7 protein-coding genes and 1 pseudogene are annotated in these 14,005 nt (G+C 68.9%); 6 read left to right on the top strand and 2 right to left on the bottom strand.

Annotated features, from left to right (window positions below; all coding sequences use genetic code 11):
• Positions 1-293: 293 nt before the first annotated feature.
• The 6 genes and pseudogenes from PG878_RS19050 to PG878_RS19025 all read left to right on the top strand — a co-directional run bounded on the left by PG878_RS19050 (position 294) and on the right by PG878_RS19025 (position 9,958).
• On the top strand, positions 294-3,110 hold the full coding sequence (locus PG878_RS19050) for a TonB-dependent receptor (protein ID WP_209030266.1): 2,817 nt from the start codon (positions 294-296) through the stop codon (positions 3,108-3,110).
• A gap of 84 nt (positions 3,111-3,194) precedes the next feature.
• Complete coding sequence (locus tag PG878_RS19045) at positions 3,195-4,502, top strand: ComEC/Rec2 family competence protein (RefSeq protein WP_209030267.1); 1,308 nt, start codon at positions 3,195-3,197, stop codon at positions 4,500-4,502.
• Between the two features lie 293 nt (positions 4,503-4,795).
• Entirely contained in the window at positions 4,796-7,705 is a 2,910-nt protein-coding gene (locus tag PG878_RS19040; RefSeq protein WP_425611789.1) for a TonB-dependent receptor plug domain-containing protein, read from the top strand.
• Between the two features lie 335 nt (positions 7,706-8,040).
• On the top strand, positions 8,041-9,114 hold the full coding sequence (locus PG878_RS19035; protein WP_010343076.1) for a 3-deoxy-7-phosphoheptulonate synthase: 1,074 nt from the start codon (positions 8,041-8,043) through the stop codon (positions 9,112-9,114).
• Between the two features lie 325 nt (positions 9,115-9,439).
• A pseudogene (locus PG878_RS19030) lies at positions 9,440-9,550 on the top strand (LysR substrate-binding domain-containing protein); the annotation flags it as partial.
• Between the two features lie 93 nt (positions 9,551-9,643).
• Positions 9,644-9,958 (top strand): GIY-YIG nuclease family protein, encoded by a 315-nt coding sequence (locus PG878_RS19025; RefSeq protein WP_209030268.1) that lies wholly within the window; start codon positions 9,644-9,646, stop codon positions 9,956-9,958.
• A gap of 1,016 nt (positions 9,959-10,974) precedes the next feature.
• On the opposite strand, the gene PG878_RS19020 is transcribed toward PG878_RS19025, so the two are convergent.
• Complete coding sequence (locus PG878_RS19020) at positions 10,975-12,138, bottom strand: AAA family ATPase (RefSeq protein WP_209031475.1); 1,164 nt, start codon at positions 12,136-12,138, stop codon at positions 10,975-10,977.
• 29 nt (positions 12,139-12,167) lie between these two features.
• Positions 12,168-13,688, bottom strand: a complete 1,521-nt coding sequence (gene scpC / locus PG878_RS19015; protein WP_209031476.1) for a succinyl-CoA:acetate CoA-transferase ScpC — start codon at positions 13,686-13,688, stop codon at positions 12,168-12,170.
• Between the last annotated feature and the right edge of the window lie 317 nt (positions 13,689-14,005).

Raw genomic sequence — 14,005 nt, 5'->3', positions numbered from 1 at the left:
TCGGAGGCGCCGTCGCTGCCTCGGCGTTGCGTGCGCGGGCAGATGCGACGTGCCGGGTCTGGTTGCCGTCGCCGGCATCGTCGGGACAACGCGGTAGTGCGCGTGACGGCGAAGCAGCCGGCGGGCGCCGTTCGCGCCTGCGCGACGGCGCATGGCGCCTGTCCACGCGTCCGGTTCGCCGGCCACGCTGCGGCGCGTCACAAAAAATTCATGCAATCCCCTGTCGGGATCGGCGCTGTACGGCGTCTTTGTCCTTTGCCACGCCACGTTGGCGACCCGACGACGACCTGCTCATGCCGCCCCGCCGCTCCTTCCGTTGTGCCTTTTTTTCTCCGCGCGCCACCGCGCTGGCCGCTGCCCTGGCGGCGCTGGTGGGACTGCCCGCCATCGCGCCGCCGGCCGCCGCCGCGACGCCGGCCGCCGCGACCCTGCCGCCCGGCGACCTCGGCGCCACCCTGGCCGCGTTCTCGCGCGCCACCGGCCTGCAGGTGATCGCCGATCCGGCGTTGCTGCGCGACAAGCGCAGCCCCGGCGGCAGCGTCGCCGGTGACCCGCGGCAGGCCCTCACCCACCTGTTGCAAGGCACCGACCTGGCATTCCGCGTGGACGGCGATACGGTGATCGTGCAGGCCAGCGGCGCCACCGCGGCGAACGCGTCCGCCCCGACGGCCGCCGATGCCGCCGGTGCCATCGACCTGGATCGGATCGTGGTGACCGGCACCGCCACCCAGGGACCGAAATTCCTCGCCCCGTACGCCATTTCCACGGTCAGCGCAGAGACGATCGCCGGGCAGGCCCCGCGCAGCATGGTCGACATGCTGCGCTCGGTGCCCGGTGTCACCGTGGAGAATTCCGGTGGCGAAGCCGGCGGCGAGAACGTGGTGATCCGCGGCCTGCCGTGGTCCGGCTTCCGTCTGCTCGACGTGCTCGAGGACGGCCTGCCGCTGTTCGAATCCAACTACGAGCGCCAGTTGCAGATCGACGAGGTGTACCGGCTGGACCTGGGCACCCAGGATGCGGAGATCGTGCGCGGCGGCACCGCGCCGATCTACAGCAACAACGCCTCCGGCGGCGTGCTCAACTTCATCACCAACCACGGCACCGACACCGCCAAGGGCGCGGTCAAGCTGACCGGCGGGGCGAACGCGCTGGCGCGCCTGGATGCCACCGCGTCGGGCCCGGTGCAGGGCAACGACAATCTGCTCTATGCCATCAGCGGCTTCTATCGGCAGAGCGATGGCCTGCGTGATCCGGGCTTCGGCAACGGTAACCAGGGCGGCCAACTCAAGCTCGGCGGCACCTACAAGTTCGATTTCGGCAAGATCTTCGCCGACTTCAAGTACCTCAACGACCGCGGCGTGTTCTACAGCGCCATCCCGCTGGCGGACCCGCGCAATGGCGACTCGCTCGCCGACCTGATCGATCCGGGGACCGGCACCCTCAACAGCGCCAGCTTCCGCAACGTCAGCATCCGGACCCTCGATGGGCAGGGCGGCAGCCGGGTGGAGACACGCGATCTGGCCGATGGTGTCCATCCGGTCACCCGCACCTTCACGGTCGGCGGCGACACCGAGTTCGCCAACGGCTGGCGGCTCAGCGACAAGGCCCGCTACGTCAACGGCGACGTCGGTTTCAATGCGCTGTTCAACGGCGCGCCGACCGACGCGGCCGCGTTGCTCGCCTTGCGGCTGGCCGCCGCGCGCGCGGCCTTCCCGGGCACCAGTGCGCTGCGCTATGCGCTGGCCGGCAGCAACACGCCGTTCGATCCGGCTTCCACCGCCGGCCTGGCGATGATCAACACCTGGTCCAGCACGCAGACCCACTACAGCGACTTCGTCAACGACCTGCGCCTGGGCCGGCTGTTCGAGCTGGCCGGTGGCGGCAGCCATGACGTCTCGATGGGCGTGAGCGTCAGCCGTTTCTCGCTGCGCCAGGCGCAGATCGGCAACGCGTTGCTGACCGACGTGAAAAGCAATCCCGACGCATTGGACATCCAGGCGCTGAATGCGGCCGGGCAGGTGCTGGGCACGCTCACCGAGAACGGCTTCACCGCCTACGGCAGCGGCGACCTGATCGGCGACAGCCACGGGACCGCGACGGCGTTGTACGCGGCCGACACCTGGAAGTTCAACGAGGCGTGGGAAGTGGATGCCGGCGTGCGCCGGGTTTGGCGCCGCGAAGCAGGCAACCGTGGCGTGATCGGCACCCAGACCATCGCCACGACCGGTCCGCTGGCCGCGCGCACCGTCACTGGCCTGGTCGGCAGCGTGCCCTACAGCAAGGACATGGCCGGCACTTCGTGGACGCTGGGCGCCTCGTACAAGCTCGCCGAACCGGTCAATGTCTTCGCGCGCTATACCGAGAGTTTCAGCTTTCCGCGGCTGAGCGAGCAATGGGGCAACGTGGTCAACGGCGTCGGCGGGCGCATGCCCGACGGCAGCGCCACGCCGGTGACCCCGATCCGCCAGGCCGAACTCGGCGTGAAGTACGCCACGCGGCCGATGGAGCTGGTGCTGATCGGCTTCTACAGCGATTTCAGGAAACTCAATTCGAGCACCTATGTCGCCAACGCCAACGGCCTGCTGGTCAACGTGCCGCTGCTGATCGACACGCGCACCAAGGGCGTGGAGTTCGAAGGCACGTGGCGGCCGCTGGGCGGGTTCGAGCTGACCGGCTCGGTGACCCTGCAGGATCCGCGCATCAGCGGCGCCGACACCTTCAGCGGCCTGTCCGGCGCGGCCCTGATCGACAACGAGATTCCGCGCGTGCCCAAGTACAGCTGGTCGCTGCAACCGAGCTACCGCTTCCAGGTCGGCGGGGTGGATGCGCGTGCCTACGCCACGTGGTTCGGCATCGGCAGGCGCTTCCAGGACTTCACCAACGCCAGTGTGCTGCCGGCCTATCGCACCCTGGACCTGGGCCTGCATCTGCAGCTCGACGCCAACCTCAGTGCGCAACTGCTGTGCACCAACGTCACCGATTCGCACGGTCTCACCGAAGGCAATGCGCGCGCGCCCGGCGTGTCCGGCGACCTGGTGCAGGCGGACGCGACCGTGGGCCGGCCGATCTTCGGCCGCAGCTACGTCGCCTCGCTGCAATGGGCGTGGTGACACGCGCCCTGAGTCGCACGTGGGTCGCCGCCAGCGCGCGGCGATGCCACGTGCGCATGTTTCGTTGATCGCCAGGACCCTTCGATGACGCTTCCGCATTTCACCCGCCGCCGCTTCCTCGGCGGCCTCGGCGCGGCGCTCGCCGCCGGCATGCTGCCGCGGCCCGGCTGGGCGCAGCGCGCCGCGGCCGCCGCTTCCGCCTCGGTCGACCGCATCCGCGAACCGCTCAACGGCTGGAGTCCGGGCATGCTCGACATCCATCACATCGGCACCGGCCGCGGCAACGCCACCCTGATCGTCTGCCCCGACGGCACCGCGATGATGATCGACGCCGGCGCCATCGACGGCCTGGACAAGTACCTGATCGACGAGTTGCCCAATGCCAGCCGCCGCCCGGGCGAGTGGGTCGGCCGCTATGCGCACCGCCATCTGGCGCAGGCCGGGCGGCATGAACTCGACGATTTCATCCTCACCCACTTCCACCGCGATCACATGGGCGAATGCCTGCCGGACACGCCGCTGGCGCCGGGTGGGCATTACGCCCTGACCGGCGTGACCGACGTGGCGCAACTGCTGCCGATCCGTCGCTACCTGGATCGCGGCTACCCGGACTATGCGTATCCGCAAGCGCCGGACGATCCCAACCAGCGCAACTACCGCGCCTTCATCCAGCAGGAGCGCGCCCGCGGCGCGCAGGTCGAGCGCTTTCGTGCCGGTGCCGCCGACCAGTTGCGGCTGCGGCGCGACGCCGCGGCCTATCCCGGCTTCGCCATCCGCAACCTGGTGGTCAACGGCGAGGTGTGGACCGGCGATGGCGAGCGCACGCGCGCACTGTTCCCGCCCGGCGCCGTGCCGACGGAGAACCAGTGCTCGGCGGCGCTGCGCCTGCAGTACGGCGCGTTCACCTACTACAGCGGCGGCGATCTCTCCAACAGCATCAACTACTACGACGAGGACCCCTGGCGCGATGTGGAAACGCCGGTGGCGCGGGTGACCGGTGCGGTCGACGTGGCGGTGGCCAACCATCACGCCTATGCCGATGCGATGGGCCCGGCCTGCGTGCGCGCATTGCGCCCGCGGGCGTTCGTGATCCTCACCAACGACTCGGCGCACCCATCGGTATCGCCGCTGGAGAACATGCTCAGCGAACGCCTGTACCCGGGGCCGCGCGACATCTACGCCACCGCGATGAAGCCGGAGAACGTCGTCGCCAACAAGCGCATCCGCGAGATGACCAGCAGCAATGGCCATGTGGTGGTACGGGTCGCGCCGGGCGGCGCGCAGTACCGCATCGTGGTCACCGACAACAGCGACGAGTCGGACACGGTGCTGGCCGTGCATGGCCCGTATGCCAGCGGGCGCCACGCCACGCAGGGGCCGTCGTCCGCCTGAGCGACGCCGCCGTGTCCCGCCGCGGCGATGCGGCACGATTCCGCGCGCGATGCGGCGAATCGCGCATAACCGACAGCCGTCTACGCGCGATGCGTGGCAGCGTGTTGACAGCGGGTGCCGGCGCCATGCAGGTTAGAACGTACGGGCGTCCAGGGGGATCTGCACGTCCGCATGTTCGTCTTCTTCTGTGCGTCGCGACCGGCGCAGGTGGCGCGTGCCTGCGGCATGCGCGCACGGTCGTGGGCGCGGCGCAGCGAAGGGGACGCCGGACGTCGTGCGTGCGCGGCGTCGCCATCCGCTGCAGAGGACACCGCATGCCACGTCGCCCACTCACCACCCTTGCGTTCGGCATCGTGCTGGCGCTGTACGGCGCTGCCGAGGCGCGCGCGCAGGATGCCGACACCGCCGCGCCCAAGGCCGCCGCGACCGACCTGGGCCAGGTCGTGGTCACCGGCTCGCGGATCAAGCGCTCGGAAGTGGAGGGCGCCGAACCGGTGTTGACGATCAGTGCGCAGCAGATCCAGCAGGAAGGCTTCCTCACCGTCTACGACGTGCTGAGTACGCTCAACCAGCAGGGCAGCGTCGAGGCCGACACCAAATACGGCTCGCACACGCCCAACGCCTCGCCGGTGAGCCTGCGCGACCTCGGTCCCGGGCGCACGCTGCTGCTGGTCAACGGCCACCGCGTCGCCGACTATCCGCAGCCCTACGCCGGCGAAAGCAACTTCGCCAACTACGCCAACATCCCCTCCGCGGCGGTGGAACGCATCGAGATCCTCACCGGCGGCGCCTCGGCCATCTACGGCTCGGACGCAGTCGCCGGCGTCATCAACGTGATCCTCAAGCAGGGTTACGAAGGCAACCAGGTGCGCCTGCGCGGCGGTACCGCCACCGCCGGCGGGCGCGACGTGGTCGACCTGTCCTGGGTCGGCGGCCGCAGCGGCGACAAGTGGAACCTGACCTACGCACTGCAGTGGACCCGGCGCGATCCGCTCTCGGTCGGCGAGCGGCCGAAGATGGACGACCAGGACGACGAGTCCTACAGCAACTGGACCGCGCAGGCGCGCAAGTACGGCTTCAATCCGTTCACCGGCCTGAGCCTGGTCGACGCCGGCAACAACACGCGCCTGGCGCCGCCCAGCGGCACCTGCGCACGCTTCGGCGGCCAGTTCGTCGACGCGCAGCGGCTGAGCTACGACTACAACAGCGACACCGTGCGCAACCTCGGCGGTTACTGCGGCATGGCCCACGACTACGCCGACTGGCTGGCCGCCAGCGGCGGCGACAGCGGCTCGGCGTATCTGTACGGCACCTTCGACTTCGACAACGGCGTGCAGGCCTGGAGCACGCTGTCCACGACCAGGAGCCTGGGCTACTGGACCTACGACCCGCCCTACGTCTACCTCGGCCCGTTCCACGACACCGGCAGCGACCGCGACCTGTACGCGATCCGCCAACTGACCCGCTTCGAATCCGGCGGCTGGAAGAACCTGGCCAACACCACCAAGGAACTGTCCTGGGACCTCAGCGCCGGCCTCAAGGGCCGCCTCGCCGATCGCTTCGACTGGGAAGTGGCGGTGGGCCGCGCGCGTTACACCGTCGACGAATACGTGCGCACCGTGGACACGCAGAAGGCCACCGCCTATTTCCTCGGCCCGCAGCTGGGCAGCACTGCCGACGGCACGCCGATCTACGATCTTAACGAGGAACGCTGGTACCAGCCGCTGACCGGCGCGCAATACAACGACCTGGCGGTGAAGGCGCACAACCGCGCCGATTCCTGGGTCAACCAGGCCAGCGCCAACATCACCGGCGAGCTGCTGCAGGGCTGGGCCGGGCCGATCAAGTTCGCCGCGGTCGGCGAAGTGGCCAAGCAGGGCTACCGGCTGTCGCCGGATCCGTGCGCCAACACCTGCTATCCGCTGGACGTGGTCGACTACGGCGGCGGCGAGCGCCTGCGCTACTCCGGCGGCATCGAGTTCGACGTGCCGCTGCTGTCCAAGCTCAACGCCAGCCTGGCCGCGCGGCACGACCGCTACGGCGACTACCGCGCCTACGGCAGCGACCTCGGCGCGGCGATCGGCATGCAGCGCGACACCACCTGGAGCGCTGGCCTGGAATGGCGTCCGCTGAGCACGCTGCTGCTGCGCGGCAGCGTCGCCACCAGCTTCCGCGCCCCGGACATGCACTACGTGCTCGGCGAGCCCAGTTCCACCCAGCAGACCGTGATCGACCAGTACCGCTGCATCCAGAAGGGCTATTACCTCACCGGCGGCTGCAGTGCCGAGAACAGCGACGTGTTCTACCTGATGCAGGTCAACCGCCGCGGCACGCCCGACCTGGAATCGGAACATGGCCGCTCGGTCACCGCCGGTTTCGTCTGGGACATCGCCGAGGGCCTGTCGCTGACCGCGGACTACTACAAGATCCGGCTGCAGGACATGATCAAGGACCTCAACCGCGACGAGGTGCTCAGCGCCGAAGCCGGCTGCCGCACCGGCCTGACCACCGCCGGCGGCGTGTGGGTCAATCCCGGCGGCGCCGAATACTGCGCACGCATCCTCTCGCGCGTGGCGCGCGATGCCGCCGGCCGCGTCACCGGCATCGAGCAGGGGCCGATCAACATCGCGCAGATGCACGTGTCCGGCGTCGATGCCTCGCTGAAGTACCGGCTCAACACCGCGCGCTGGGGCAACTTCAGTTTCGCCCTGGATTACAACAACCTGATCGGCTACCACGAGCAGACCTACCGCACCGACGACGACAAGAACCTGCGCGACCAGAAGATCCGCAGCAAATTGCGCGGCAGCGTGCACTGGGAGAACGGCGGCCCGCTGGACCTGACCGTGTACGCCAAGCGCTTCGGCTCCACCCAGGCGGTGAACTGGGGCACCTGCACCCGCTTCGACGATGGCTACCAGCCCAGCCCCTCCGACGCCTGCCGCGTCACCGACAGCGGCAACCGCCACTTCGGCGAGAGCACCACGCGCTACTTCGGCCGGGTCGGCCCGGCGCTGTACTGGAACCTCACGGCCGGCTACCGCATCGCCCCGAAGATGAAGGTCAACCTGTACATCAACAACGTGCTCAACACCGTCGGCTACGACAACAAGGAGCGCTACTACGGCTACCAGTTCTACAACACCACCCTGTACGACGCGATCGGGCGCGAGGTGGCGGCGGAATATGTGCTGGATTTCTGAGGGGCCGGGAATGGGGAGTCGGGAATGGGGAATCGAAAGCGGGGCGATGCTGCTTTTCCGATCCCCCATTCCCGGTTCCCCTTTCCCGGCTCCACAAGTTGCTGATGCAACTGTGGCACTCGCGCAAACCCTGTGCTATCACTACGTCCCATGAACGCGTCCTGCCGCAGCTTTTACTTTTGGTATTACGGTTTTCCGATGCCGCTGGCGGAGGAAGGATCGCGTTCACCCTGAAGGACACTTCAGCCGCAATCCCGAAAGCCGCCAGCGAACCTGGCGGCTTTTTTCATGCCGCCGGATCTGGCCCCCACCCAGCCCCCCGACGAGACACGCACATGGCCCCGCACACCGACGATCTGCGCATTCGCAAGATCGAACCGCTGACTCCGCCCTCCCAACTGCAGGCGCTGCTGCCCTGCGACGAAGAAGCCTCGCAGACCGTCACTGCCGCGCGCGCGGCGCTGCACGAGATCCTGCACGGCCGCGACGACCGCCTGGCAGTGGTGATCGGCCCCTGCTCGATCCACGACCCGGTCGCGGCGATGGAGTACGCGCAGCGTCTGCGCCCGCTGCGCGAGACCTACGGCGATGCGCTGGAGATCGTGATGCGGGTGTACTTCGAAAAGCCGCGCACCACGGTCGGCTGGAAGGGCCTGATCAACGATCCCAACCTCGACGGCAGCTTCGACATCAACAAGGGCCTGCGCCTGGCGCGCGGCCTGCTGCGCGACATCAACCGCCTGGGCCTGCCGGCCGGCGTGGAGTTCCTCGACATCATCTCGCCGCAGTACATCGCCGATTTGGTGGCCTGGGGCGCGATCGGCGCGCGCACCACCGAGAGTCAGGTGCACCGCGAGATGGCGTCCGGCCTGTCGTGCCCGGTGGGCTTCAAGAACGGCACCAGCGGCGACGTCAAGATCGCGGTCGATGCGGTCGGCGCGGCCTCGCATCCGCACCATTTCCTGGCGGTCACCAAGGACGGACAGACCGCGGTGGCGGCCACCGCCGGCAATCCCGATTGCCACGTGATCCTGCGCGGCGGCACCCAGCCCAACTACGACGCCGACAGCGTGGCCGCGGCGGCGCAGGTGCTGGAGAAGGCCGGCCTGCCGGCGCGGCTGATGGTGGACGCCAGCCATGCCAACAGCGGCAAGAACCCGGACAACCAGCCCAAGGTGATCGAGGATATCGCGCGCCAGCTCGAAGCCGGGCAGTCCCGCATCGTCGGCGCGATGGTGGAGAGCCACCTGCGTGGTGGCCGCCAGGAACTGGTCGCGGGCCAGCCGCTGGTCTACGGCCAGAGCATCACCGACGGCTGCATCGACTGGGACACCTCGGTGCAGGTGCTCGAGCGGCTGGCGCAGGCGGTGCGTGCGCGGCGCCAGGCGCGCGTGGCGCAGGCGGCCTGAGCTTGGTGGTGGGAAAGACGCACGCAGCCTGACCGGCTGCGTGCGTGGGGGGCGGGGGAGGCCCGGAAGAGGGGCCGGACGCGCCGCCGAATGCGAAGGGAGAGAGCTTCGGTATCGACGGCTGCGTGCCGGTGATGACGTTATCCGCCTATTCGATGACCACGGTATGCCGGTGTGTGGCAGCGGCTGGCAAGGTGTTGGCCGGGCGTTAAGACCTGTTGTCGCCGGTTCAGCGCGACGGCGTGGCAGTGGCGCGATGGGATGTACCAGCTGCGAGTTGATGGGCTGGGGCGGCATATCTGCGATCGCCTGCCGGTGCCGGACGCACCAGGCCCTGCCGGGCGCCACGCTGTTCCAGCGTCATGCGTGTGGGCTCAAGCTGACCGCCGAAGGCCGGCAACTGGCCGATGCCGCCAGCGCAGCGTTGGCCGACATCGGGGTCTGACCAATAGGTGATGCCCGAGATCGCATGCGCGCATGTGCGGACGCCGCTGCTGGCGAAACCGGCCACCGTGTCGATAATGCCTGCATGCCTGCCGACTCGCCCTGGTTCCTGTACCTGCTCGAATGCCGCAACGGCAGCTACTACGCCGGCATCACCCCGGACCTGCAGGCTCGCTTCCAGGCGCACCTGCGCGGCGCCGGCGCCAAGTACACCCGCGCCAACCCGCCGGTACGGCTGCTGGCCAGCCGCGCCTACCCCGACCGCGCCGCCGCCTCGCGCGCCGAATACGCACTCAAGCGCTTGCCGCGCGACCGCAAGCTGGCTTTCCTGGCCGCGCCCGAGCCCGCACCTGGCGCCGACGACCTGCAAGCGACCGCCGAATCTGCAGCGGTGTTGTAGGAGCGGCTTCAGCCGCGGAGGCGTGACCGGTAACGCCCGTCGCGGCTGAAGCCGCGCCTACGACGGTGCCGCACATTCGCGCGGATTTTGGATGCAAGAGGGCCGCACCGTGGAAGGGACTTCAGTCCCGACGCGCTGTCCCGCAACTGCTCGGTGAGCCCCCAACAGGACCACTGCCAGCGGTTGTAGGAGCGCTTTCAAGCGCGACCTCGGTCCAGCCCGTCGCGGCTGAAGCCGCTCCTACGACGGTGCCGCACATTCGCGAGGATTTTGGATGCAATAGGGCCGCACTGTGGGAGGGACTTCAGCCCCGACGCGCTGTCCCGAAACTGCTTGGTGAGCCCCCAACAGGACCACTGCCAGCAGTTGTAGGAGCGCTTTCAAGCGCGACCTCGGTCCAGCCCGTCGCGGCTGAAGCCGCTCCTACGACGGTGCCGCACATTCGCGCGGATTTCGGATGCAAGAGGGCTGCACTGTGGGAGGGACTTCAGTCCCGACGCGCTGTCCCGCAACTGTTCGGTGAACCCAACAGGACCACTGCCAGCAGTTGTAGGAGCGCTTTCAAGCGCGACCTCGGTCCAGCCCGTCGCGGCTGAAGCCGCTCCTACGACGGTGCCGCACATTCGCGAGGATTTTGGATGCAATAGGGCCGCACTGTGGGAGGGACTTCAGCCCCGACACGCTGTCCCGCAACTGCTCGGTGAGCCCCCAACAGGACCACTGCCAGCGGTTGTAGGAGCGCTTTCAAGCGCGACCTCGGTCAAGCCCGTCGCGGCTGAAGCCGCTCCTACGACGTTGCCGCACATTTGCGCGGATTTTGGATGCAAGAGGGCTGCACTGTGGGAGGGACTTCAGTCCCGACGCGCTGTCCCGCAATTGCTCAGTGAGCCCTCCAACAGGACCACTGCCAGCGGTTGTAGGAGCGCTTTCAAGCGCGACCTCGGGCAAGCGTCGCCGCGGCTGAAGCCGCTCCTACGACGTTGCCGCACATTTGCGCGGGTTTTGGATGCCCCGCCTCAGCGGCTGGGCCAATGCCACGCCGGCCGATCAAGTGCGCGCAGGCCGGCGACGTCGGTCTGGCCGTGTTCCTTGATCAGCAGGTGGTGCAGGCAATCGGACTGCTGCTCCAGTGCCGCGATCAGCCGGCTGGCATGCGAGACCACGATGATCTGCGCCTCCCGCGCGGCGCTGCCGATCAGCCGCGCCAGCGCCGGCAGCAGGTCGGGATGCAGGCTCGCTTCCGGTTCGTTGAGCACCAGCAGTTCCGGCGGGCGCGGGCTCAGCAGGGCGGCGATCCACAGCAGGTAGCGCAAAGTACCGTCGGACAGTTCGGCCGCCGACAGCGGCCGCAGCAGGCCGTGCTGGTGCATCGCCAGGTCGAAGCGCCCGGCATGCACCTCGATCGTCAGCCTCGCGCCGGGGAAGGCATCGTCCACCGCGGCATGCAGGCCGTCGGCGTCGCCGATCTCCAGGATGGTCTGCAGGGCCGCGGCGAGGTCGGCGCCGTCGTTGCTCAGCACCGGCGTGTGCGTGCCGATCTGCGCCATGCGTGCCGGTGCCGCGGCGTCGGTGCGGAAGTGGTCGTAGAAGCGCCAACGGCGAATGTTCTCGCGCACCGCATGCATCTCCGGTGCCGCGCGCGGATCGGAGAACTGCGCCAGCACGCTGTCGAAACTGGCGATGCCGGCGCCGGCGTCGGTCCAGCCGTCGTCCTGGGTGCGCAGGCGCACCGCCGGCCCGTTGCGGTCCACCAGCAGGTTGGACTGGCGCAGCCAGGGGCCGGCCCAGATGCATTCGCGCTTGATCTGCGGATCCAGCCCGAAGGCCGACGCCGACGGCGTCGGCAGGCCCAGGTCGATGGCATAGCCGAACGCGTCGCTGGCGTAGCCCAGCTTCAGCCCGACGGCCTGCTGCCGCACCGTGCCTTCGACCGGATGCTCGCCGCGCCGGACCGCGCGGCTCAGCGTCTCCGGGCCGGCCCACAGCGCCGACGGCAAACCGCCTTCGCGGGCCAGCGCGGCGATCACCCCGCCCTGGGCGGTGTCGGCGAGCAGGCGCAGCGCGCGGTAGACGTTGGACTTGCCACTGCCGTTGGCGCCGGTGATCAGGGTCAGCCCCGCCAGCGGCAGCACCAGCTCGCGCAGGGAACGATAGGAGGAAACCGCCAGGGTGGTCAGCATCGGCGCAGCATACCCGCTGCCGGCGCCGCTCAGCCGCCGGCGTGCATCGTCCCGGTGTCCAGCCAGCGCTGGTGCCAGGACAGCGCCTCGGGCAACAGGTGCGGGGTGTGCTTGCCGTAGCTGGCGTGCAGGGCGCGGTCAAAGTAGTCCTGCAGCTGCGCGCGGTAGCGCGGGTCCACGCAATGCGCGAGCAACTGTTGCGCGCGCTGCCGCGGCGGCAGGCCGCGCAGGTCGGCCAGGCCGTGCTCGGTGACGATGATGGAGACGTCGTGCTCGGTGTGGTCGACGTGGCTGACCATCGGCACGATCGAGGAGATGCTGCCGTTCTTCGCGGTGCTCGGGCTGAGGAAGATCGACAGGAAGCCGTTGCGGGCGAAGTCGCCGGAGCCGCCGATGCCGTTCATGATGCGGCTGCCCATGACATGGGTGGAATTGACGTTGCCGTACAGGTCGGCCTCGATCATGCCGTTCATGCCGATGCAGCCCAGCCGCCGCACCAGTTCCGGATGGTTGGAGATCTCCTGCGTGCGCAGGATGATGCGCTCGCGATAGAAATCGATGTTGCGCTTGAACTCCTCGTTGGCCTCCGGGCTCAGCGCGAAGCCGGTGCACGAGGCGACCTTGAGCACGCCGCTGCGCAACAGGTCGAGCATGCCGTCCTGGATCACCTCGGTGAACGCGCTGAGGTCGCGGAAGCCGCTGCTGGCCAGGCCGGCCAGCACCGCGTTGGGAATGTTGCCCACGCCGGACTGCAACGGCAGCAGGTTCGGCGGCAGCCGGCCCTTGCCGACCTCGTGCTGGAAGAACGCGATCAGGTGTTCGGCGATGCGCTGGCTGGTGGCGTCGGCCGGGGTGAACGGGCTGTTGCGGTCGGGGCCGTGGGTGCGCACCACCGCCACGATCTTGTCCGGGTCGCAGCGCAGCGACGGCTCGCCGATGCGGTCGTCGGCGTGCAGCAGCGGGATCGGCTTACGGTGTGGTGGCAACGCCGTGCCGTAGTACACGTCGTGCATGCCGTCGATGCCGGCCGGCTGCCAGTCGTTGACCTCGACGATCACCTTCTTGGCCAGGTCCAGCCAGGTCTTGTTGTTGCCGACCGAGGTCGACGGGATCAGGCTGCCGTCCTCGCGGATGCCGGCCACTTCCACCACCGCGGTGTCGATCTGCCCATAGAAACCGAACCACACGTGCTGGGCGACGTGGCTGAGGTGGATGTCGATGTAGTCCAGCGTGCCGGCGTTGATGCGCTGGCGCGCGTCCGGGTCGGACTGGAACGGCATGCGCAGGGCGATGCCGTCGGCCTTGGCCAGTGCGCCGTCCAGCTCCGGCGCAGTGGAGGCGCCGGTCAGCAACTGGATCTTGAACGACTGGCCCTGCAGGTGCGCCGCCTCGATGCGCTGCGCCAGCGCCATCGGCACCGCCTTGGGATAGCCGGAGCCGGTGAAGCCGCTCATCGCCACCGTCTCGCCGGGCTGGATCAACGCCGCCGCGGCCTCGGCGCTGACGATGCGTTCGCGCAGGCGGGAATGGAGAATGCGTTCGGCGGACATGCGGCGACCATGGCGTGGGAAGGGGGAGCAATTATCGCGGATCGGGCCGAGGCTCGCGCTGGGGCGCATCCCCACTTTCTGCGCCTGCCGCGTGGCGGCGCATGTGGGCATAACGCAACGCAGAAATGCGGATGCACGCCACGGTGTGTGCGATGTGTGCGGCGCTTCGCGTGCCGGACCCTCACCCCAACCCCTCTCCCGGTGGGAGAGGGGCTTTGGCGGCTCACTTCCCCTGCTGGGACCTGGCTTTGCGATGGCAGGACGCAACGCGCATGCAGCCGGCGCAGTGCCGGGTGTGCGCCACCGTCGCTTTCACG

This window comes from Xanthomonas hawaiiensis (assembly GCF_031834635.1).
Taxonomy (GTDB): Bacteria; Pseudomonadota; Gammaproteobacteria; order Xanthomonadales; family Xanthomonadaceae; genus Xanthomonas_A; species Xanthomonas_A sacchari.
This window is presented reverse-complemented; position numbering and strand designations above follow the sequence as displayed.